Origin of the sequence: Cupriavidus pinatubonensis, from assembly GCF_019602855.1 — a bacterium.
Taxonomy (GTDB): domain Bacteria; phylum Pseudomonadota; class Gammaproteobacteria; order Burkholderiales; family Burkholderiaceae; genus Cupriavidus; species Cupriavidus pinatubonensis.
On sequence record NZ_CP080766.1, the window covers coordinates 1,867,521 to 1,890,046 of the forward strand.

Sequence of the window (22,526 nt, forward strand, 5' to 3'; positions counted from 1 at the left end):
ATCGGGTTCGTCGGCCCGCCCGGACTTGCTTATCCGGGACAATCGTTTGCTTTTTTGGGACGGGCTCGCCGTGGGCGCTGCTGCCGGACAGGCTTGTCACCATCGGCACAAATCTGTCGCGCGATGCAAAGCGGGGGCGGGGGCGACCCCACAGAATGCGCTGGAAGGCCATTTCAGCGCCACGCCGACGGCATCGGAGATGCCGGGCGGAGGAACAAGAGACCCCCAAGGAATTGCCATGAAGCCGTTCTCCAGGATTGCGCGCCACACGCTGGCGTTGATGACTGCCACCGTCTGCCTTATGCCTGCCGCACAGCCGGCCAGGGCTGCGGACTGGCCAACCAAGCCCGTACGGATCCTCGTCGGGGCGCCCCCCGGCGGCACGGCCGACATTGTGGCGCGCCTCTTCGCGCATGAATTGCAGCGTCCGCTCGGACAGCCCGTGATCGTCGATTACAAGGCTGGCGCAGCGGGAACCATCGGCGTACACGGCCTGCTGTCCGCGCCGCGCGACGGGTACACCTTCCTGCTGATCCAGAAGGGCATTGCCGCGGAAGTGCCGCACGTCATGAAGGTGTCGTTCGATCCCTTCAAGGACCTGGTCCCGATCGCGCAGCTGACCCGTCAAGGTCTGGTGCTGGTCGGCAAGCCCGGCCTGCCGGCGAAGAACCTCACTGAACTCATCGCCTATATCAAGGCGAACCCGGGCAAGATCGACTACGCGAACTACGGCGCCGGCCTGCGCGGGCAGACCATCGGCGTGCAGTTCAACCGCCTGGCGGGACTGACGACCGGCGCGGTGAGCTACAAGGGGTCGCCACCCGCGCTGCAGGACGTCATGGGCGGCCATGTGCCGCTGATGTTCGACGGCCCGGCCACATCGCTGCCGTTCATCAAATCCGGGCAGTTGAAGGCGTTCGCCATTGCCTACCCGAAGCGCATCGCCGCACTGCCTGATGTCCCGACGTTCACCGAGCTCGGATACCCCGATCTCAAGGAAGTGAGCTGGATGGGCCTTTGGTCCGCGCCGGGCGTACCGCCGGCAGTCGTCACGAAGGTGCGCGAGGCGCTGCTCAAGGCGATGCAATCGCCGGATGTCAGAAAGAAGGTCGAGGACCTTGGCATGGAGGTCGGTTCGGCGGCTACCACGGAGGAGCTGGCCAGGGACGTGCGGGAGTCGTACGAACGCCAGGGCAAGCTGCTGCGCTCGATCGACTTTAAGCCGGAGTGATCGTGCAGACGGCCAGCGTCGGCAAGCTGATCCGCAGCGCCAGCCTGAACGGTTACATCGAACTGGTGGAGTCGCTCGGGCTGGACCCCTACGCGTTCCTGCGCGGAGTCGGATTGTCGGCGCGGCTGCTGGAAGACCCGGAACGGCTGATCCCGAGCCATGCCGTTCGCGAACTGCTCGAAGTCACGGCAGCTGCCACCGGCGTGGAAGATTTCGCGCTGCGGCTCGCGGCCCAGCGCTCGTTCTCGAACCTCGGGCCGATCAGCCTGGTGCTGAAGGAAGAACCCACGCCGCGGCTGGCGCTCGAGACGCTGTGCCGCTATCTCAAGCTGCTCAGCGCGTCGCTGATCACGCGTATCGAGGACAGCGGCAACACCGTGATCGTCCGCGAGGAACTCGTGCCGAGTCCAGGGCTTGCCACGCGGCAGGCCATGGAGCTCGCCGTGGGTGTGAAGTTTCGCATCCTGCGCGAACTGATCGGTCCGCGGTGGCGGCCCGTCGAGGTGTGCTTCACGCATCGCGCGCCGCTCGATGTATCGGCGCACCGTGTCTTCTTCGGTTGCAAGCCGATGTTCAACCAGTCGTTCAATGGGCTGGTCTGCGCGGCGGCGGACTTGCAGATGCCACGAACGACGGAGAATGCGGGCGCGGCACGCTTTGCGCGCGACTACCTTGAGACGGCGCTTCGGCAGCGTAGTGAAGGCATTCGTGAATCGTGCCGGGAGTTGATCCTGGCTTTGCTGCCGGGTGGGCGCTGTACTGCGCAGCAACTGGCGCACCATCTGCGTGTCGACCGTCGCACGCTTTACCGGTATCTCAATGCGGAAGGGGTGACGTTTTCAGAGTTGCTCAATGAGGTGCGGGCGGAGTTGGTGATACGCCATCTTCGGGAAAGTGACCTGCCAGTGGGCGAGGTTTCAGCCTTGCTCGGATTCTCGGCGCAAAGCTGCTTCAGTCACTGGTTTCGCGTGACGTTTGGGTGTAGTGCGTCTGAGTGGCGCAGGCAAACGATGTTCGCCGGTCCGCAAGCTCGCGCCGAAGCGGTGCTGGAGCGATAAGTGTGGCGCATCTGATCTGAAAGCGAAGCAAGAAGCATATCCAGCTGAGCCATCGCGCGTCAGCAACAACGTCTGGAACCGTGGGTCAAGCGCCGGCAGCGATTGTGGTGTTGCCGGATACGCCGGTGAGGTGTGGGGACGATGCGCACGCGCAGCACGGGATGCACCCAGTAGCCGATGCGGCGCGACCAGCCGATCGACACGCCGATCAGGAAGCCCGCGACGCCGCCATAGGCCACGCCGAGGCCAAGCAGCTTTAGCGTGTTGAGCGTGCTGTCGCCGAGCCGGGGCCAGTCGTCGACGTAGACCTCGATCAGCGCCAGCAGCGCAGCGGCGGCCAGCGCGGCGATGCTGAGTTCCTCGGTGTAGGCCCAGTCGGAGAAGCCCGCGACCTTGTTCGGCCAGCGCCAAGTGATGGCGCCGAACGCGGTCCATGCGATGGCGGCAGCGATACCGGTCGGCCACGGCCGCCATGCGGTGCGCGACTCCGGCGTGGCAGCGCCGCGCGCGAGCGCCGCCGGCGGGTTCGGACAATGTATGGCTATGGCTCATGGATTCGGCTCCCCGCTTTTGTTGTGTCGTTTTGGTTGGGTCAGTCCGGCAGTTCAGTGACGACAGCTTGCGCTCAGGCGGCTTTGCGATTCCGCTGCTGCTGCGCATCGCGCTGCGCGACCAGTTCGCGCACACGCGGAATCAGTTCGCGGCCATAGTCGACGACGTCTTCCAGCGGGTCGAAGCCGCGGATCAGGAAAGTCGTGACACCGAGGTCGTAGTACTCCAGCAGCGCTTGGGCCACTTGCTCAGGTGTACCGACGAGGCCGGTGGAGTTCGAGCGTCCGCCGGTCTCGCGAGCAATCGCGGTCCACAGGCGCTGGTCGACGCGGTCGCCCTGTTCTGCCGCCGCAAGCAGGCGGCGCGCGCCTTCGCTCTGTTGCGGGCCGCCGCGGCTATAGCCCTGCTGCACGCGCAGCGCGCGGGTGCGTTCGAGGATGCTGTCGGCGCGGGCCCAGGCCTTCTCCTCGGTCTCGGCCAGTACCGGGCGGAACGACACCGAGAAGCGCACCTCGCGGCCATGCTTCGCGGCTTCGGCGCGTACGCGTGTGGTCAGGTCGCGCACCTGGTCGAGCGATTCTCCCCACAGCGCATACACGTCGGCATGCTTGCCCGCGACCGTTAGCGCCGCTTCGGATGCGCCGCCGAAATAGATCGGCACATGCGGCTTCTGCGCCGGCTTGACTTCGGAGAAGCCGTTGCTGAACCGGTAGTACTTGCCTTCGTGATCGAACGGTTTGTCCGCGGTCCAGATGCGGCGCAGGATGCCGAGGTACTCGTCGGTGCGCGCGTAGCGTTCGTCGTGGTTCAGGTAATCGCCATCGCGCTTCTGTTCGTGGTCGGAGCCGCCAGAAATGAAATGCACGCCGAGCCGGCCGCCGCTGAACTGGTCGAGCGTGGCGATCTGGCGCGCGGCCAGCGTCGGTGCGGTGAAGCCCGGGCGATGGGCCAGCATGAAGTGGATGCGCTCGGTGACCGTGGCCGCATAGGAAATCGTCAGCGTCGCCGACGGGCCCGTGGAATGGTGCGGCACCAGGATGCGGTCGAAGCCGGCCTGCTCATGGGCCTGCGCGAATGCGCGCACGTAATCGCGATCGATCACCGGGCCCGTCGGGCGGTGGATTTCGGACTGCTTCTGGCTCTGGATCATGCCGATGATATCGACGCTCATGCGAGTTTCTCCTGGATGGAAGGGTGCAACGTAGCGCTCGCGCGGACGGCGCAAGGCGATGTGCAAAGGAAGAGACGACAAAGGGGCAGGGCCACAACGTACGCCCAAACGCCGCGCGGCCGAACGAATAAAAACGACAGACCATATGCAGGATGCGTCGTTATCGAAACGGCGCGGCGGCGGTACGCTATATGGCATTCACAAGCGGTGCGTGGCTCGCGTACCGACCCTGCAAGGAATCCACCATGTCCCTGTCTTCCCTGCGCCGGCTGCCGAGCAGCGAGGCGCTGCTCGGCGATGTGCTCGCCCAGTTGACGCCTCGCCTTGCGGCAACCGCCGCGCAGCACGACGCCGCGGCGAGCTTTCCTCACGAGAACTTCACGCTGCTGCACCAGTACGGTTTGATCTCGCAGGTAGTGCCGCGCCCACACGGTGGCGGCGGAGCGGGGTTGGCAGAGGCGCGCCGCATCATCGATGCGGTGGCCAGCGGCGATGCCGCGACGGCGCTGGTGCTGACCATGACCTATCTGCAGCATCGCGCGATCGGCCGAGCCGATACGCACTGGACCGAAGCGGTACGCAAACAGGTATTCGCGAGCGCGGTTGAAGATGGCGGACTGATCAATTCGCTGCGAGTGGAGCCAGACCTTGGCTCGCCTGCCCGCGGTGGCTTGCCGGGCACCGTTGCCACGCGCCTGGCGAACGGATGGCGGCTTAGCGGCCGCAAGCTGTACAGCACCGGCATTCCGGCATTGCGCTGGCTGTCGGTCTGGGCACGCACCGACGAGCCACAGCCGCGCGTCGGGGTGTTCCTCGTGCCCCGGCCCGGGAGGGACACGGCGGGAATCCGCATCGTGGAGAACTGGAATCACATGGGCCTGCGCGCGTCGGGCAGCCATGAGACGGTGCTCGACAATGTGTGGATTCCGCCCGAAAACGCCGTCGACATCCGCGAGCCTTCGGCGTGGGCGCCCGCTGGCGCCAGCCAGGCCGATGTCGATGCCAATGCGGACCAGCAGGCATGGATGGTGGTGCTGCTCGGCAGCCTTTATGACGCCGTGGCGCGTGCGGGCTTCGACTGGATCCTCGCCTTTGTGCGGGAGCGGACACCCGGAAGCCTTGGCGCGCCGCTCGCGACACTGCCACGCGGCAGGAAGCGATCGGCGAAATCGCGACGCTGCTGCATGCCAACCAGGCGCTGCTCGACGATGCCGCCGCACGCACCGACGCCGGCACCCCGCCGACACCGACCGACAGCGGACTGTTAAAGTTCACGGTGACGGGCAATGCGATCCGCGCGGTGGAGCTGGCGCTGCAGCTGTCGGGCAACCACGGCCTGAGCCGCAACAATCCGCTGGAACGCCATTACCGTGACGTGCTGTGCAGCCGCATCCATACGCCGCAGAATGATTCGATCCTCGTGGCGGCCGGGCGCGTGGCGCTCGGACAATGACATATCAGGAGACACGGGATGAGTGAGTCCCCCACCGCGGGCCGCGCTTCGCTGGCGCCGCTGCGCGAGTTCATCACGGGCCTGTCGGCGCTGCTGGATGAGCAGCCCGGCGAGGCGCGCATCCTGCGCGAAGGCGGCGCGCTGCTGGCACGGCTGGTCGCACGCGATGACTGGCTGCCCGATGCGTTCGCGCAGCCGCATCCCGAGTACTACCAGCAGATGCTGCTGCACTGCGACTCGGCCGAGCGCTTTTCGATCGTCAGTTTCGTGTGGGGGCCGGGCCAGCGCACGCCGATTCATGACCACACGGTGTGGGGCCTGATCGGCATGCTGCGCGGCGCCGAGTATTCGCAGCCATTCGTGCTCGATGGATCGGGCCGGCCGGTTCTGCATGGCGAGCCGACGCGGCTGGAGCCGGGCCACGTGGAAGCCGTTTCGCCAACCGTGGGCGATATCCACCGCGTGCACAACGCCTACGACGACCGCGTCTCGATCAGCATCCACGTGTACGGCGCCAACATCGGCGGCGTGCGCCGCAGCGTCTATACCGAAGCCGGCGAACGCAAGCCGTTCATTTCCGGCTATTCCAACCCTTACCTGCCCAATCCGTGGGACCGCTCGAAGGATTCCGCCGCATCATGACCGTTTCTGCACAACCGTTTCCGCTGATTACCAGCCAGGCCGTGCGCCAGGCGCTGCTGGACCGCACGGAGATCGCACTGATCGACGTGCGCGAGGAAGATCCGTTTGCGCAGTCGCATCCGCTGTGGGCGGCTAACTTCCCGCTGTCCAAGCTCGAACTCGAAGCGTGGCCGCGCATCCCGCGCCGCGATACGCGCATCGTTGTCTATGGCGAGCATGAGGGCACCGACCTCGCGCCGCGCGCGGCGAACGTGCTGCGCGGGCTTGGCTATACCGACGTGAACCTGCTCGAAGGTGGACTCGATGCATGGATTGCTGCCGGCGGCGAAGTGTTCCGCGACGTCAACGTGCCGAGCAAGTCGTTCGGCGAGGTCGTGGAAGCGAAGCGCCATACGCCATCGCTGGCTGCGCCGGAGGTCAAGGCTCTGATCGATCGCGGTGCCGACGTGGTCGTGGTGGACGCCCGGCGGTTCGACGAATACCAGACCATGAGCATCCCCACGGCCACGAGCGTGCCGGGTGCCGAACTGGTGCTGCGCGTACGCGAGCTCGCGCCGAACCCGGCGACGCAGGTCATCGTGAATTGCGCGGGCCGCACGCGCAGCATCATCGGCACACAATCACTGATCAACGCCGGCATTCCCAACCCTGTGGCAGCGCTGCGCAACGGCACCATCGGCTGGACGCTGGCGGGGCAGACACTGGACCACGGAGCAAGCCGACGCGCGCCCCTGGAAGTCCCCGAGGCCAACCGCGAGCAGGCACGCCGAGGCGCGCGCGATATCGCCGCGCGTGCGGGTGTTCAGAGCATTGCTTATGATGCGCTGGCGTCGCTGGAAGCGCCGGGCCGCACGGTCTACCGGTTCGATGTGCGCACGCCCGAGGAATATGCCGATGGCCACTTGCCCGGCTTCGTCAACGCGCCGGGCGGACAGCTCGTCCAGGAGACCGACCACAGCGCGCCCGTGCGCGGCGCGCGCATCGTGCTGGCCGATGATGATGGCGTGCGTGCGGACATGAGTGCGTCCTGGCTTGCGCAGATGGGCTGGGATGTCCGCGTGGTCGAACCAGTCGATGCGGCGCTGCGCAGCGAAGCCGGCGTTCCGCGCGTGCCTGCGCCCGACGCGGCGCCGGTGGAGACCGTGTCGCCGGCCACGCTCGCATCGTGGCTGCAGGCGCAGGATGGACAGACCGCCGTGCTCGATGTCACGGCCAGCGCCAACTACGTAAAGCGCCATATCCCGGGCGCGTGGTTCGTCATACGCGCGCAGTTGGCTGATGCGCTGAAGCGCATTCCAGCGGCGCAGCGCTATGTGCTGACCTGCGGCACCAGCCAGCTCGCGCGCTTTGCCGCCGCGGATCTGCGTGCGCTCACGCAGGCGGAGATCTGCGTGCTGGAAGGCGGCACGCTCGCGTGGATCGCGGCGGGTCTGCCGGTCGAAAGCGGAGAGACGCATCTGGCCGTGCCGCGCACGGACCGCTACCGCCGACCTTACGAAGGCACCGACAACGCGGCTGCGGCGATGCAGGCGTACCTCGACTGGGAGTTCGGGCTGATCGCGCAGCTTGAACGCGATGGGACGCATTTTTTTAATGTGGTCTGATTTTATGGCGTAGGGGTGTTGGGCACAGCGTTCCAATAAGATCAGTGGCGGGACGCCTTCGGCTGCGTTACGCGCATGTCGTCGTCTGGACGCAAGCTCATCAACTGCGAATCGCCATACTCAGCCGTGCAAAGGCGTCATCGAATTCCTCGCCGAGCGCACCGAGTGCGGCCACATTGCCTTGCCGGGCCGCCGTTTCCATGCGATGGCAGACCTCCCCCAGCGCAAACGCACCCACGGCGCGCGACGACGACTTCAAACGGTGCACGCCATGCGCGACGCCGTCCGCGCGCTGTGCGGCGATATCGCGCCGGATGCTGGCGGCAATCGTCTGGGCAGCACGTTCATATTCGTCCAGCAGTTCGCGAATCGCAGCGGCGTCGTCGCCGACAAAGGCCCTGAGCGCTTCCGCATCGAAGACGGGCAATGCATGCGGGCCGGCCGTGGGCATCGGCCCCGCCAGCGAAGGCGAGGGCGACGGCAGCCAGTGCGCAAGGGTCTGCTGCAGCGCGGACAGCGTCAGTGGCTTGGCCAGGTAGTCATCCATGCCGATATCCCGCGCCTGCAACGCTTCCCCTTTGATCGCGTTAGCGGTCAGCGCGATGACGGGCATGCGTGTCCGGCCGGCCTGGGCTTCTTCGGCGCGGATCTGGTCGCACAGCGCATAGCCATCGAGCCGAGGCATATGCAGGTCGGTCAGCAGCAGCGCATAGCTGCCGCGGCGCCACCGGTCGAGCGCGTCGGCGCCATCAGCGGCGAAGTCGACACGGTAGCCGAGCAACTGGAGCTGGCGCGAGATCACACGGCGATTGATCTCGTCGTCTTCCGCGACGAGCAGGCGATGGGCCTGTACCGATGCCGAGGTACTGGCCTGCGCAATCTCTGGTTCGGCAAGTGGCGCGGCCGCCGGCAGCAGGCGCTTCGCAGCCATCGCCACGGCATCTTCCAGCGTGCGCCGGCGCAATGCATGCCGGCCGATCGAAACGGCATTGCCGGCCTCTGATGCCGGGGCTGGACTGTAGCCTGCACGCAAGCGCACACGCCCGGTGCCAGTGGGCATCTGCGCGATAAGCGCGGAGAATGCGGCGGGACTTGCGTCGTCGCCGTGCAGCAGCACCCCGGCCCCGGTGCCATCGGCAGCCGCGGCGATGCGTGCTGGCACGTCGTCTTGCGCCGTTACCGTAGCGCCTGCGTGGCGCAGGTAACGTGCGACGGTGGTGCGTTGCGGCTCGGCGATGCCGATGAGGAGGCAGTGCACGCCACTGATCGGAGTGGGCCTTGGCAGCGGCGCTTCGGCGGCGCGCAGCGGCAGGCAGACGGTGAAGGTGGCCCCGGCGCCGGGCTGGCTCGCCGCCGCGATCGAACCGCCCATCAGTTCGGTGAGCCGGCGGCAGATCGCCAGGCCCAGGCCCGTGCCGCCGAAGCGCCGCGTGGTCGTGGTCTCGGCCTGTACGAATGGCTGGAACAGCGTCGCCATCGCATCGGGGGGCATGCCGATGCCGTTGTCTTCAATCTCGAACCGGACCACGTCGCCCCCGGCGGGCGCGATGCGCAGATAGACGCGGCCGCCGGGCAGCGCCCCGCCGGAAAACTTGATCGCGTTGCCGACCAGGTTGTAGAGCACCTGCCGTAGCCGCAGATCATCGCCAAGCACTTGCGCAGGGAGCCCGGGATCGATGTCGAGATAGAGCGCCACGTTATTGCGCTCGGCCAGCAGCACCAGCGACGCGCACAGCGTCTCGACGGTATGTTCGATCGATAGCGGCACGCATTCGATGCGCATCTTGTCCGCTTCGATTTTCGAAAAATCGAGGATGTCGTCGATGATGTTCAGCAGCGCGGCGGCCGATTCACGCACGGTCGCCACCATCTCGCGCTGATCGGCCGAGAGCGTCGTGCGCGTGAGCACTTCGATCATGCCGATGACGCCGTTCATCGGCGTGCGGATCTCGTGGCTAATCATCGCGAGGAAGGCGCTTTTGGCGCGCGACGCTGCCTCAGCCTCCTGGCGGGCGCGTTCGATTTCAAGCTGGGCGATGCGGCTCTGGGTCACATCGCGCGCGGTGGCGTAGAGCGTTCCGTCGTCGCGCAGCACCGCCCGCCAGGACAGCCAGCGCACTGCGCCGTCCTTGCAGAGATAGCGGTTCTGGAAATCTTCGATCGGATTCCCTTTGACATGGCTCCGGACGAGTTCCTGCGTACGCGCCCGGTCCTCGGGCGCGACGAAATCGAGGAACGGACGCGCGAGTAGTTCGTCGGCGCGCCAGCCCAGCACGCTTGTGAAGGCGGGATTGACGCGCGTGAAGTAGCCGTCGCCCGAGGCCTCGCAGATGAGGTCCAGCGACAGTTCCAGCAATGGGTCGCGGTGGTCTGCCGCCTGCGTTGGGGCAGTGACGTCATCGCCAAGGCGGGCCGGGACATGCGTCTCTTCGGACGTTGACATAGGAAGCGGGCGTTTGGCGTCGGTGTGCGATCGCGAGCGTCGGGCGTTAATATGATTTAAGTGAAACTTAATTAACGCATAAATGACATTTTCGCGCATGCTAGCACAGAACTGCATTGCCCCATCCGATCTCGCAAGTTGAGGCCGGCGCGCGTGAGCCGGGGTCTGGAGTTCGTGCGCGGGCCAAGATTGAAAAAAAGGGAGTCGGGCGTTGTATCATTTCCATCCTCGCCGCCTTCATCATCTATGGTCGGTGGCGGCATGTGGCTCACGCGCCCTGCGGAGCAAGATCCTGAGCAGGCTCCATGGCTGAAGAACCCGACTTTTATTCCACCCGCGAGGCGGCCCGCCGGCTAGGTGTGTCGCTGCGCTCCATCCAGGTATGGGTGGAGAGTGGGCGCCTGCCAGCATGGAAGACCGATGGCGGCCATCGGCGTATCCCGCGCACGGCGGTGGAAACGCTTGCGACGGAGCAGGATCAGGCACGCGCAGCGTCGTCGCGGCCGCCCACCATCATCCTGATCGATGACGACCCGTACATGCTGGACCTCTGCCAGCGTGTAATTTCTACAAGACTGCCGGCCGTGCGGTTGGAAGTGGCGCAAAACGGATTTGAAGGGCTGCTCATGATCGGGAAGGTCAATCCCGACCTGATCGTCCTCGACCTGATGATGCCGGGGATGGACGGCTTCCGGCTGATCCATGCACTTGGCAGGGTTCCCCACTACTGCGAGATCGGCACCGTCGTCATGACGGGCCTGACGGAAGAGGAAATCGCCGCGCACGGTGGGCTGCCCGCTGCGGTCACCGTGCTGCGCAAGCCCCAAGGCGTGCTGGCGTTGCCCGAGACGATCGAAATGCTGCTCAAGCTGCCCGCCGGCCACGAGGCGGCGGCGGCCTGAACCACTGCGCGCCGGCTCCCTTCGAGCGTCCGGACTCCGCGCTTTTCCACCGGGACGAAAACCTCAACCGGCCTCCAAGCCACTGCGGGCTCGTGACGGTTTCTGCACGCATATCTAACCGTACAGTCATGGAAATGCAACAAATTGTTACGTAGACTGCGATGAGTATCATTTTTCCCACATCGAGGCGTGCACCCCGCTGGGCGGATGGTTCTAAATACTTCAACAAATCAATAAGTTATTTGAGATCTCTGCTATGGCAGGCGCGTATCGGCACTCGCCTTATTGTGGCATATGGAGCATAACTGCTCTCAAGTACACCTTTTGCGTTGTTGTGGTTTCATTTTCAATATATTGTTTCCCGGCGGTGCGTATCCTCCCGTACCGTCGAGCAGTCATCCATGCTCGTTCGGCACCCCCGTGCCCGCACTGTCCGGGCACGGGTTCTTTTTGGAGACATAAACGCATCCGGCTCTGCGACAAGCTGAAGTGGAGAAAAAGATGGTCGTACCTCTGAGATGGGTGACCGAGAGCTATCGCGGCATGTTCATCCACGCGTTGGCTTTTGAACTGGTGGACGCCACCAGGGAGCTGACCGGACCGGGACCGAAATGGGGTTATCTGCTGGGCGTCGGATATGCGGACGTTCCGAGTCACGATATGCAGTACGACCGCGAGGTCGACAAGCAGGACTACTACACGCGTGCCGCAGCCGAGCAGGCAGCGATCCACTATGGCCAACGTATCATCGACGTGATCTTCGAAATGCGTTGACGACTGGCCGCGTCGACAAGCCGCTTCTTCAACGCAGCAGCAACGCCACGCCACACAGGACCAGCGCGGCGCTCCACACCAGGTCCAGGTTGATCCATCCCGTGCGCAGGAATGCCACACCAATGCGGTCATAGACCAGCAGCGCCACCGCGCAGATGGCCACCAGCATCGCGCCGGTATGCAGGCCCAGTGCCAGCACGGCCGGTGCCACGGCGCTGCCGCGGCTGATCTGGCCGGACAGTGGCGACGCGCATAGCGGCATGAGCACTGGCACCAGCATGAGTCCGGCGCCATGCACGCCCGCCATCAGGAACGACCAGCATGCAAGCCCGGCCATGCCGGCTTGCATGCCCACGCGCGGCCGACCGCGGTGGCCGCGCCAAACATGCCATGCCGCCCAGCCGATCAGGACAAGCCCACCAGCGCGTGCGAACACGCGCGTGTCGATCACGCTGCCTAGCCACAGTGCCACCGCCACGAATACCGCCACCGCGAGCGCATGGCCGAGCGCGATCGGCAACAGCGACAGCATCACCACGCTGCGCTTGTGGCGGTGCAGTCCCAGCGCCACGGCGAACAGCCAGCCCATGGCAGGGTTGATGCCGTGGAACAGGCCCAGCGCAGCAATCAGCAGCCACGGCCACCATGACGCCCACTGCGCCGATGCAGTCGTCAGCGTGGCGGACGGGTCCATTACGGATAGCAGTACGAATCCGACGAACAGTCGCCGCCCTGAAGCCGGACCTGGTGCGGGCGATGCCCTTTCGGCCATTCGAGGAAGAACTTCGGGTCGAACTCGATGCCGCCATTCGGGCCGGCGTCGAGCTTCACCATCCAGCCGTCGATGCCCTCGGGATAGAACTGCGGATCCACCGCGCCGTACAGCGAGTTGGTGAAGTAGACGCGTCGGCCGTCGCGGCTGATCTCGACCATCTGCGGCCCGCCATTGAGCGCGCCGTTCTTCGCACCGGGATGCGTAGCGCGCGACACGATGCCGCCGATGCGCACCTTGCCCGTGAGCTTCGGTTCGAACGGGTCGGAGACATCGTATTGCAGCAGGTCACCCGTGCCCCAGCACGACACGTAGAGGAAACGGTCGTCCATCGACAGGTCGATGTCGGTCACGAGCGGCGGCACGGCCTTGAAGCCCTTTAGCACGGGCGGCAACTGGTCGGGGTCGGCGGCCTCGGCCGGGATCTCGATGACCTTGCGCACGGCCCACTTGTCCTTGTCGCGATACCAGGTCCAGATCGACGATGACAGGTCCTTCAGGCTGATCACGCAGTTGACGAAGCCATAGGCTTTGGTCGGGTCATGCGCCGGGCGCAACTCGAACACGAGCTGGTGCTCGTCGCCGAAGTCGATCTCCTGCAGGTGCCTGCGCCGCGTTAAGTCCCAGAAGTGTAGGCGGCGGCCATAGCGCGCGCCGAGCAGGATGTCGGGCACCAGGCCGTCCTCGACCATGTCCGGCGTGCCCCATTCGCTGGTCACCAGCGTGTCGTAGCCCAGGTGCCACCAACCGTCATAGGCGAAGTACTGCGGGCCGCGCTCCACCTCCCACCGGCCGAGCGGCTCGAAGCTCTGCGCGTCGAGCATGGCGATGCCGCCGGGGCCCTTGCCCTCGGCATTGCCGAGTGCGGTCACGTAAATGCCGCCTGGCCCGCAGTGCACGGTATGCGGGCGGCTGTAGCCGGTGCGCTCGGCCAGTGTCTCGGGTTCGATCACCTTGGCCAGGAAGGGCTTGAGCGGATCGGGCTTGGTGTCGAGGATATAGATGCGCGACGAGCGCAGTCCCGGCACGACGAGATAGCGTCGCTCCATATGCGGATGCGGCGCGTTCGGGCACAGGCACGAGGAACATGCATTCCAGCCGAAGTGGTGCAGCTCGTCTCCGGCATGCGGCATGGCGACCTGGCCGACGATGCTTGCGTAGCGCGGTGACGCCGGGTCCACGTCGACCACGGCGATGGCGTCGGGCTGCTTGCGCTCGGGATCGAACATCGCCACGTAGGCAATGGTCTCGGGCGGCGCCTTGGCTGCCAGGCGGGGGGATGGGTAAAAGCTCGGATCCGGCTTCCAGGTGGCCATGGCGCGTCTCCTCGGGTCTGTTCCCGGGTCTGTTCCCACATACCGCAGGTTTTCCAATATAGGACAGAACGCCGCCGGGGCGAGGGGCCGGTGTCCCGGTCAGCAGCGGCCATGACGAGGCAGATTCGTCGCTTTGGACGAGTTGCTGTCGCGCGCCGCTTCGCGATACTCGTCGGCACCCTTTACTTTGTCTGTTGCCGCGGACCGCCCCCATGACTCCTGCCGCCCTGACGCCGTTCGAAGCCACCGATATCCGCACCCTGATCGATGAACAGGCTGCGCGGCGCGGCAGCCATCCGTTCCTGGTGTGGGAACCCTTTGACGGCCAGGGCAAGACGTGGTCTTACGCTGAATTCGGTGACGCGGTCCGACGCTTTGCAGCGGGATTGCAGACACGCGGCGTGCAAGCCGGCGAGCGCGTGCTCGTGCATCTGGACAACTGCGCGGAATCGGTCATCGCCTGGCTGGGCTGCGCGTATGCGGGCGCGGTGCCCGTGACAACGAACACGCGTTCCAGCGCCGACGAACTCGCTTACTTTGCGAGCCATAGCGGCGCCGTGGCCGGCATCACGCAGCCGCGCTTCGCGGCCATGGTGCGCGCGGCTGCGCCGGCATTGAATTGGGTGGCCGTCACCGCGACCGACAACGGTGCGCCGCCGGAAGCGGATGTGGCTGGCTTCACGCCGTTCGCGGCCATCGATGCCGATCCCGCCACGCTGGCCAGCCGCCCGCACGACCCGATGGCGCCGTTCGGCATCCAGTACACCTCGGGCACGACTTCGCGGCCGAAGGCGGTGCTGTGGAGCCATGCCAACGCGCTGTGGGGCGCGCAGCTTTGCGCGCGGCATGAGGACCTCCGCGCGGACGATGTCCATCTCGTGCACCTGCCGCTGTTCCATACCAACGCGCAGGTGTATTCGGTGGCCGCTTCGCTGTGGGTAGGCGCGACGGTGGTGCTGCTGCCGAAGTTCTCGGTATCGCGCTTCTGGCCGGTGTCGCTGAAGCATGGCTGCACCTGGACGTCGGTGGTGCCATTCTGCGTGCGTGCGCTGATGGCCCAGCCGCTACCCGAACGGCACAGCTATCGCCACTGGGGCAGCGGCGTCTGCGAGCCGCCGACCGACGCCCACTTCGGTGTGAAGACCATCGGCTGGTGGGGCATGACCGAGACCGTCTCGCACGGCACGGTGGGCTCGCCGCATCGCGCCAACGCGCCGATGTCGATGGGGCGGCCGTCGCCGGGGTATGAAATCCATGTGCTCGATGCGCAGGGCCGGCCGGTGGCACCGGGCCAGACCGGTGACCTCTATGTGCGCGGACGCCGCGGGGTGTCGCTGTTCCTGGAGTACTTCAACGATCCGGCCGCCACGGCCGCGGCGTTCCGCGAAGATGGCCTGTTCATCACGGGCGACCGCGTGCGGCTCGGCGAAGACGGTGCCTTGTACTTTGCCGACCGGGCCAAGGACATGCTGAAGGTAGGCGGCGAGAACGTGGCGGCGTCGGAAATCGAACGCGTGATCGCGCTCGTGCCCGGCGTGGCGGAAGCCGCTGTGGTGGCGAAGAAACACCCCATGCTCGATGAAGTGCCGGTGGCCTTCGTCATTCCCGGACCGGCGGCTGGCGACGATCTGGCGAAACGGATCCTTGCCGCCTGCGCGGCGCAACTCGCCGACTTCAAGCGTCCGCACGAAGTGCGCCTGATGGACAGCCTGCCACGGGCCACGCTCGAGAAAGTGGCGAAGGCGAAGCTGCGGGAACTGCTGGCACAGGTGTAGTACGGAGCGCACAATTTCCGGGCGCAGCATCAAGCACAGATTGCGCCTGGGTTGCCGGACCGATTATTCGCTTCCAGCGCATTCTGACTTTCCACCCAGCCCGATTGTTTTTCCCACCGGCAACGGTAACCTGCTCCCATCCCCCCATCCACGCCGCGCAACGCACCTCCGAGCGGCGCAACGAGCAGGCAAGGCCCCAATGAAGGACTACCACGCGCCGCAAGGCATTGCGCTGATGATCGCGGCGGTCGCTTGCTTTGCCATGCTCGATACGCTGACCAAGGTCGTCGGCAGCGCGGTCCCCGTGGTCATGGCGCTGTGGGTGCGCTATCTCGCGCAGACCGCGCTGACAGGCGCGGTTCTGCTACCCGCGCGAGGGCGGGCGCTGCTGCATACGCGCCGGCCGGTGCTCCAGAGCCTGCGCGCCGTGCTGATGCTGACATCCAGCCTGTGTGCGTTCTTCAGCCTGAAGGTCCTGCCTGTGGGGGATTTCACCGCCGTGGCCATGCTGACGCCGCTCGCGATTACGCTGGCCGCCGCCGCGCTGATGGGGGAGCACGTATCGCCGGTGCGCTGGCTGTTCCTGCTGTTGGGCCTTGTCGGCGCATTGATGGTGATACGGCCTGGCCCCGAATTCCAGCCGGCCATGCTGCTGCCGCTGGGCGTGGTGCTGTCCAATGCGGGCTACCAGTTGATGACCGGTCCGCTGACGCGAGCCGACGGGGTCGGTACGACGCACTTCTACACAGGATGCGTTGCCACGCTGCTGCTGACCGCGGCGTTGCCTTTTACGTGGGTCTGGCACGTGAGCCCGCTGCACTGGCTCATGCTTGCCGGCATGGCGCTGGCCGGTTGTGCCGGCCACCTGTGCCTGGTCTTTGCCTATGCGCGCGCGCCGGTTGGCGTGCTGACGCCTTATCTCTACCTGCAGATCGCGTTCGCGATGCTTGGTGGCTGGCTGGTGTTCTCGCACGTGCCGGACGTCTGGTCGCTGATGGGCGTCGTGATGATCGCCGCCAGCGGTGTCGGCGGCACTGCCGCTGCGGCGCGCGAGCGCGGCCGGCGCGCGGTGAGCGCCCCGGCCTGACATCGGCTCCGGCTATGCCGTCTCGGTGAGGGCAGTCAGGCCGAGCAGCGTTCTCGCCTGCGCGGGCGTCGCCACGGCGCGGCCATACTCGCCGCACAGCTGCGCCACGCGTTCCACCAGCTGCGCGTTGCTGCGCGCCAGCGTGTCCTTGTCCCAGCGGATGTTGTCTTCCAGGCCGGTCCGGCAATGGCCGCCCAGTTCCAGCGTCCAGTGATTGACCTCGAGCTGATGCCGTCCGATACCGGCTGCCGTCCAGGTGGCGCCCGGCAGGACCTTGTGCAGCTGCTCCACCTCGAATTCCAGCACTTCGCGGCGCGCGGGCATCGCATTGCGAATGCCGAACACAAATTGCACATGTGGCTGCGGCGCGATCAGGCCTTCCTTAACCAGGTCGGCCATGCTGTAGATCATCGACACATCGAAGATCTCGATCTCCGGCTTGACGTGGTACTCGCGCATGCTGCCAGCCAGTTCGCGAATGAGCGTCGGCGAGTTCTCGTAGACGCTTGAAGGGAAGTTGACCGATCCGGTGGCCAGCGAGGCCATGTCCGGACGCAGGTTCAGCATGGCACCACGCTGGCTGGCCTCGCGCCCGCGTCCGCCCGTGGAGAATTGCACGATCATGCCGGGGCAATGCTTGCGGATGCCCTCCTGCAAGGCGGCGAAGCGGTCCGGGTCTGAGCTGGGGTTTTGCTCGTCGTCGCGGACATGCAGGTGGACCAGCGTGGCGCCGGCCTCGAAGCTGGCGTGCGTGCTTTCGATCTGTTCGGCCACCGTGACCGGCACGGCGATGTTGTCCTTCTTGCGTGGCACGGAACCGGTGATGGCCACCGAGATGATGCAGGGGTCTTGCATGCGATGTCTCCTTGGGGGATGTCGTGAAAGTCGTAGAGGGGATGGCCTCGGCGAATGGCTTCAGTTGTGGCGCAGCTTCGCTTGCGCCGCCATGCGGACCGAGGCATTGGCCGCGCCATAGCCCAGATATCCGCTGCGCTGCACGAGCTCGAAAAAGAAGCGCTCGTGGAATGGCTCGGTATAGGTGTGCAGGAATTCGCCATGGCCGTCGCGGTCGTAGAGCAGGCCAAGGCGCTGCAGCCGGGCCAGCAGCGTGTCGTCGAGCGCGAGCCGGGCGGCGAGGTCGTCGTAGTAGTTGTCCGGCACGGGCAGCATCGCGGAACGGCTGCGGTCGATCTGCTCCACCGTCTGCGTGAGTTCTGCGGAGCGGAAGGCGATGTGGTGCACGCCCGATCCCGCATAGGCGGCGACGAATCGGCCCGTGGCGGTGCGGCCGCTCTCCGACACATTGAGCGGGATGCGCACGCGCTGGTCGGCGCTGACCATGGCGCGGCTCTTGACCAGCCCGTACGGATCCGCGATCTCGTGCACGCCTTCGGCCTGCATGCCGAACACCGAGCGGTAGAACAGCACGAAGGTGTCGAGCTTGTGCGCGGGCAGGGCCTGTGCAATGTGGTCGATCGCCGTCAGCCCGGCGTCGGAGGTGTCGGCCTGCACCGGCGCGCGCAAGTCGAAGTCGCTCTCGTAGATGCTGCGTGCGGCGTCGAGGTCATCGATCAGGTGGAACAGCAAGCCGTCTGGCGAGCGCAGCGCGGGAATCACGCGCTCGTCGGGGCCTACCCGTTCGCGCCACTCCTTGCATAGCAGCGCACGGGCACGCGAGATGGCGCGGCCGGCGTCGTCCACCTTGAGGCCGATCGCACAAACGGAAGGGCCGTGCAGCTGGAAGTGCTCGGCGGCGGCGCTGTCCTGCTCCGCATTGAGGATCAGGTTGATGCCGCCCTGCCGGTACAGGTCGACCGCCTTGGAGCGATGGTGTCCGGCATGCACGAAGCCAAGCGATTCCAGGCGCCGGGCCAGTTCGCGGCCGGCCACGTAGTCGACGGCAAATTCGATGAAATCCACCCCGTCGAAAACCGGTGGCGCCGGCAGCGCATGCCCGCCCGCCTCGGACTCGAGCCAGATCAGCGAGCGCAGCCCGTCCAGTGCGGTCTGCCGCGCCGGTGCGGCACGGAACTCGTCGTTGAAAATTTCCAGCGACAGCGGGCCCGTATAGCCGGCCTGCAGTACGGCGCGCGCGAACGCGGTGACGGGCAGGTCGCCCTGGCCCGGAAAGTTACGGTAATGCCGGCTCCAGCCCAGCACGTCCATCGACATGCGCGGCGCGTCGGCAAGCTGCACAAAGAAGATCTTGTCCGCGGGCACGGCATCGAGCCCCGACAGGTCGTCGCCGAGCGCAAGCGTATGGAAGCTGTCCAGCACCAGCCCGAGCGCCGGATGGTCCGCGTGCTGCACGATGTCCCACGCCTGGCGCCAGGTGCGCGTGTGGCGACCCCATGCCAGCGCCTCGAAGCCGACGCGCAGGCCGCGCCGCGCGGCGGCCTCGGCCATCTGGCGCAGATCGGCGGCGGCGCGCGCGGGATCGTCGATGGCGATGTCTTGCACGTTGCTGCAGACCAGCACCGTGTCGGCGCCGAGCTGTTCCATCACATCGAACTTGCGTTCGGCGCGCGCCATATTGCGCGCGAACAGCTCCGCCGGCATCGCCTCGAAATCGCGCAGCGGCTGGTAGAGCATGATGCGCAGCCCGAGGTCGGTCGCCATGCGGCACACCTCGGCGGGCGAGCCCTCGAAGTTGAGCAGGTCGTTCTCGAAGATTTCCACGCCGTCGAACCCGGCCGCCGCGGCGGCTTCGAGCTTCTCCGGCAGCGTGCCGGACAGCGAGACGGTGGCGATGGACTTGGGGAGCGGCTTGAGCGAAAGGTCGGCTGACATGGCACGTGCGGCAGGGAAGGGCATGCCGCAAGGTTAGGAGCCAACTGTGGGCCAAACAATCGCAATTCGCGCGCCGACGAGCGATAATCGCGCGATGGCGCGCGACAGTCGTGCATTACTCGGGTTAACCATGGAAAAAGAACCGCTGAACCGGCGTGACTGGATCGCAGGGCTGGAAAAGGGCCTGGCTATCCTGGAGGCCTTCGACAACGACCATCCGCGGCTGACGCCAAGCCAGGCGGCGCAGTTGACGGGCCTGACCCGCACCGCTGCGCGGCGCTACCTGCTCACACTCGAACACCTTGGCTACACCACCAGCGACGGTACGCTGTTCAGCCTGACGCCGCGGGTGCTCAAGGTCGGCTGGTCCTACTTCGATTCGGCGCGACTGCCACGCCTGGTGCAGCCGTTCCTGCAGCAGATCACGGCCCAGTTGGGTGAGGCGGCTTACCTGAGCGTGCTAGATGGCTGGGAGCTGGTGTTCATCTCCCGCACCAGCACCAGCCGCGTGATGAGCACGGGCTTCGTGCTGGGCGCGCGCGTTCCGGCGCCACTGGCCTCGGCGGGCGTGATGATGCTGGCGTCGCAGCCGGAGGACACGGTGCGGGAGTGGCTGGACCAGTGCGTGCTGACGCCCTATACGCCATACACCATCCTCCAGCACGACCGATTGCTGCAGGAAATCCGCAAGGCCGGCGCGCAGGGCTATGCCGTGGTCGAGCAGCAGCTGCAGATCGGCGTGCGTGGCGTCGCGGTGCCGCTGCGCGATCGCCACGGCAAGGTGATCGCCGCGCTGTCGGTCAATATGCAGATCGGCGAGGAGAGCGCGGAAGCGGCATGCGCGCGCGTGCTGCAGGTGCTGCAGGACACCGCGCTGTCGATCATGCGTACGCTGTAGCGCCCATGCGCCTGCCGTGCTAAGCGCAGTGGCTTACTTGTGCAATGAACTCGCCAGCGCGAACGGCCCCTGCGACAGGCGGTCCTTGAGAAATTCGATGCACACGCGCATGCGCGCCGATGAAGATGCGCGCGCGCTGGTCACGGCCCAGACATCGGCCGGCTGCTGCCAGGCCGGCAGCACCTGCATGAGTTCGCCTTCGCGGATGCTGTCGGCCACATCCCAGACCGACGCCATGATGATGCCGTAGCCTTCATGGGCCCACTGGCGCGTGACGTCGCTGTGGTTGGACGCCATCGGGCCGGTCACCTTGACCATCTCCATGCCGGCCGGGCCTTGCAGCCGCCACACGCCAAAGGCCTGGTCGCGCTCGCGGTGGAGCAGGCAATCGTGCTGCGCAAGCTCGGCCAGATGGCGCGGCGTGCCGCGCCGTGCCAGGTAGGCCGGCGCCGCACACAGCACGCGGCTGCCGCTGGCGATGCGGCTCGCAATCAGGTGCGGCTCCTCAACTTCGCCGATGCGGATATCGAGATCGAAGTTCTCGCCGATCAGGTCCACGCGCCGGTCCAGCAGCTCCAGCCATACCTCCAGCCCCGGATGCTGTTGCCGCAGCAGCGCCAGCACCGGCGCCACGAAACGCCGTCCGAGCCGGAAGCTTGCGGCAATGCGCAGCAGCCCGCGCGGCTCGCTGTCGGCCCTGCCGGCGCCGCCGACGGCTTCGAGCATGCCATCCACGTCCTCCAGGATCTTCCGCGCCCACGCAAACGCGTTCTCGCCCTCCGCCGTCACGCTGACGCGTCGCGTCGTGCGATGAAAGAGCCGGGTGCCGAGCATCGCCTCCAGCATGGCGATGCGCTTGCTCACATGCGCGGGCGAGATGCCCATCTCATGCGCGGCGGCAATGAAGCTCGAACGCTGCGCTACGGTGCAGAACAGCCGCAAGTCCCGCAGGAACGGGTCATTGTTCGCTGACAGCGCATTCTGAGTTTCCATATTGCCGGATTGTTATTCGCAGGCTTAACGATAGGCTATCGACGAAGGCCGCGCCAGAGGCGCGGCCGCGTTCATTTCAGGAGACGACATGAAGACGGTACTGGTGCTCAATGGCCCTAATCTCAACCTGCTCGGCACGCGCGAGCCGGCGGTGTATGGCAGTGAAACGCTGGCCGATGTAGAGCGCATCTGCGCGGAAGCTGCGCAATCTCTTGGTCTGCGGGCCGAATGCCGGCAGACGAACTACGAAGGGCAACTGATCGACTGGATCCACGAGGCCGGGCGCGCCTGTGCTCAGGGGGAGCTGATTGGCGTGGTGCTCAATGCGGGGGCGCTGACGCATACCTCGATTGCGCTGCATGATGCGATCAAAGGGGCTGCGGTGCCGGTGATCGAGTACCACATCTCGAACGTGCATGCGCGCGAGGCGTTTCGGCATCATTCCTGGATTTCGCCGGTGGCTCGGGGGGTGATGGCGGGATTTGGAGTGGCGGGATATGGGCTGGCGGTTTCGGCGCTGGCCGGGATGGTCTCAGGTAAGTGATTGGGTTTGGCGCGCTTGGCAGGCGCCGCTGTTTCGCCGGCGTAGCCGGCGACCTCCTTTTGTCCGAGCGACAAAAGGAGGCAAAAGCGCGTCAGGCTTGCCCTAACGGGCGAATATTTATCGTAGTGTGCTGAGGGTTTTGTACGGGTATGGGCTTCAGAGTCATTCACGCTGCCTGCCGCGTGGGGCACGACCGTGAGAGGGAATACAGCGCTGATTGAACGAGCCCCGAAACTGTCCGTGGCCCCTGCTGCCGGCGATATCGTGTGATCGCCTTCGGCTGCGCCACGCGCAGAGCCCTAGTCTGAGCACGCAGGCCCAGGGCGAATTGCGCCTCAGGACGAGGCCCGCGCATTGCATGCGCGAAGTCGAGGAAAGGGCTCTCGGAACGAACCTCGGGCGCCGGGGACATTGATGCGCTTGCACCCCGACTACGACGCGCGCGCAGCGCAGCCGAAGGCGTCCCACCTCTGGCCTTATTGGAACGCTGTACCCGAGTCCAACTTGGGGATCGTACAAAA

The 22,526-nt window shown here is 66.0% G+C and carries 17 protein-coding genes and 2 pseudogenes; 11 read left to right on the forward strand and 8 right to left on the reverse strand.

What is annotated here, in order from left to right; genetic code table 11:
- Nucleotides 1-238: 238 nt before the first annotated feature.
- Complete coding sequence (locus K2O51_RS08490) at nt 239-1,231, forward strand: Bug family tripartite tricarboxylate transporter substrate binding protein (protein ID WP_011301164.1); 993 nt, start codon at nt 239-241, stop codon at nt 1,229-1,231.
- Nucleotides 1,232-1,233: 2 nt separating this feature from the next.
- Nucleotides 1,234-2,289, forward strand: a complete 1,056-nt coding sequence (locus K2O51_RS08495; RefSeq protein WP_140949425.1) for an AraC family transcriptional regulator — start codon at nt 1,234-1,236, stop codon at nt 2,287-2,289.
- Between the two features lie 146 nt (nt 2,290-2,435).
- On the opposite strand, the pseudogene K2O51_RS35135 reads toward K2O51_RS08495, so the two are convergent.
- Together K2O51_RS35135 and K2O51_RS08500 are read right to left on the reverse strand one after the other, a co-directional pair.
- A pseudogene (locus tag K2O51_RS35135) lies at nt 2,436-2,834 on the reverse strand (ABC transporter permease); the annotation flags it as partial.
- A gap of 80 nt (nt 2,835-2,914) precedes the next feature.
- Nucleotides 2,915-4,012, reverse strand: coding sequence for an LLM class flavin-dependent oxidoreductase (locus K2O51_RS08500; protein WP_220630066.1), 1,098 nt, complete (start codon nt 4,010-4,012; stop codon nt 2,915-2,917).
- 245 nt (nt 4,013-4,257) lie between these two features.
- On the opposite strand from K2O51_RS08500, the pseudogene K2O51_RS08505 reads away from it, so the two are divergent.
- The 3 genes and pseudogenes from K2O51_RS08505 to K2O51_RS08515 all read left to right on the forward strand — a co-directional run bounded on the left by K2O51_RS08505 (nt 4,258) and on the right by K2O51_RS08515 (nt 7,711).
- Nucleotides 4,258-5,465: pseudogene (locus K2O51_RS08505) on the forward strand (acyl-CoA dehydrogenase family protein).
- A gap of 18 nt (nt 5,466-5,483) precedes the next feature.
- The gene (locus K2O51_RS08510; protein ID WP_011301159.1) at nt 5,484-6,107 is read left to right on the forward strand and encodes a cysteine dioxygenase family protein; all 624 of its coding nucleotides are present in this window, start codon (nt 5,484-5,486) and stop codon (nt 6,105-6,107) included.
- Nucleotides 6,104-7,711 (forward strand): rhodanese-related sulfurtransferase, encoded by a 1,608-nt coding sequence (locus tag K2O51_RS08515; protein WP_011301158.1) that lies wholly within the window; start codon nt 6,104-6,106, stop codon nt 7,709-7,711. The genes K2O51_RS08510 and K2O51_RS08515 overlap by 4 nt, the downstream gene beginning before the upstream one ends.
- Before the next feature lie 100 nt (nt 7,712-7,811).
- Here K2O51_RS08515 and K2O51_RS08520 read toward each other — a convergent pair whose 3' ends face one another.
- Complete coding sequence (locus tag K2O51_RS08520) at nt 7,812-10,154, reverse strand: PAS domain-containing hybrid sensor histidine kinase/response regulator (protein WP_220630067.1); 2,343 nt, start codon at nt 10,152-10,154, stop codon at nt 7,812-7,814.
- A gap of 305 nt (nt 10,155-10,459) precedes the next feature.
- Here K2O51_RS08520 and K2O51_RS08525 point away from each other — a divergent pair, with 305 nt between their 5' ends.
- Entirely contained in the window at nt 10,460-11,056 is a 597-nt protein-coding gene (locus K2O51_RS08525) for a response regulator (RefSeq protein ID WP_220630068.1), read from the forward strand.
- A gap of 501 nt (nt 11,057-11,557) precedes the next feature.
- The gene (locus tag K2O51_RS08530; protein ID WP_011301155.1) at nt 11,558-11,830 is read left to right on the forward strand and encodes a hypothetical protein; all 273 of its coding nucleotides are present in this window, start codon (nt 11,558-11,560) and stop codon (nt 11,828-11,830) included.
- Nucleotides 11,831-11,858: 28 nt separating this feature from the next.
- On the opposite strand, the gene K2O51_RS08535 is transcribed toward K2O51_RS08530, so the two are convergent.
- Together K2O51_RS08535 and K2O51_RS08540 are read right to left on the reverse strand one after the other, a co-directional pair.
- Entirely contained in the window at nt 11,859-12,524 is a 666-nt protein-coding gene (locus K2O51_RS08535; protein WP_011301154.1) for a hypothetical protein, read from the reverse strand.
- The gene (locus K2O51_RS08540; protein ID WP_011301153.1) at nt 12,524-13,918 is read right to left on the reverse strand and encodes a selenium-binding family protein; all 1,395 of its coding nucleotides are present in this window, start codon (nt 13,916-13,918) and stop codon (nt 12,524-12,526) included. The genes K2O51_RS08535 and K2O51_RS08540 overlap by 1 nt, the downstream gene beginning before the upstream one ends.
- Before the next feature lie 212 nt (nt 13,919-14,130).
- Between K2O51_RS08540 and K2O51_RS08545 the strand changes: the two genes are divergently transcribed.
- Both K2O51_RS08545 and K2O51_RS08550 read left to right on the forward strand, forming a co-directional pair.
- The gene (locus K2O51_RS08545; protein ID WP_220630069.1) at nt 14,131-15,693 is read left to right on the forward strand and encodes an AMP-binding protein; all 1,563 of its coding nucleotides are present in this window, start codon (nt 14,131-14,133) and stop codon (nt 15,691-15,693) included.
- 199 nt (nt 15,694-15,892) lie between these two features.
- Nucleotides 15,893-16,780 (forward strand): DMT family transporter, encoded by an 888-nt coding sequence (locus K2O51_RS08550; protein ID WP_220630070.1) that lies wholly within the window; start codon nt 15,893-15,895, stop codon nt 16,778-16,780.
- Between the two features lie 12 nt (nt 16,781-16,792).
- Here the strand turns inward: K2O51_RS08550 and K2O51_RS08555 are convergent, their stop codons facing one another.
- Together K2O51_RS08555 and K2O51_RS08560 are read right to left on the reverse strand one after the other, a co-directional pair.
- Nucleotides 16,793-17,635 carry a 3-oxoadipate:acetyl-CoA acetyltransferase gene (locus K2O51_RS08555; protein WP_140949430.1) on the reverse strand — a complete coding sequence of 281 codons (843 nt, stop codon included), beginning with the start codon at nt 17,633-17,635 and terminating at the stop codon, nt 16,793-16,795.
- Nucleotides 17,636-17,695: 60 nt separating this feature from the next.
- Complete coding sequence (locus K2O51_RS08560) at nt 17,696-19,594, reverse strand: bifunctional sugar phosphate isomerase/epimerase/4-hydroxyphenylpyruvate dioxygenase family protein (RefSeq protein ID WP_425332964.1); 1,899 nt, start codon at nt 19,592-19,594, stop codon at nt 17,696-17,698.
- 106 nt (nt 19,595-19,700) lie between these two features.
- Between K2O51_RS08560 and K2O51_RS08565 the strand changes: the two genes are divergently transcribed.
- Nucleotides 19,701-20,468: an IclR family transcriptional regulator domain-containing protein gene (locus K2O51_RS08565; protein WP_011301148.1), complete on the forward strand. Its 768-nt coding sequence runs from the start codon at nt 19,701-19,703 to the stop codon at nt 20,466-20,468.
- A 33-nt stretch (nt 20,469-20,501) separates the two neighbouring features.
- Here the strand turns inward: K2O51_RS08565 and K2O51_RS08570 are convergent, their stop codons facing one another.
- Entirely contained in the window at nt 20,502-21,461 is a 960-nt protein-coding gene (locus tag K2O51_RS08570) for a LysR family transcriptional regulator (protein WP_140949432.1), read from the reverse strand.
- Nucleotides 21,462-21,549: 88 nt separating this feature from the next.
- On the opposite strand from K2O51_RS08570, the gene aroQ reads away from it, so the two are divergent.
- A complete protein-coding gene (aroQ, locus tag K2O51_RS08575) occupies nt 21,550-22,005 on the forward strand; it encodes a type II 3-dehydroquinate dehydratase (RefSeq protein WP_011301146.1) in 456 nt (151 codons plus the stop codon).
- Nucleotides 22,006-22,526 lie beyond the last annotated feature (521 nt).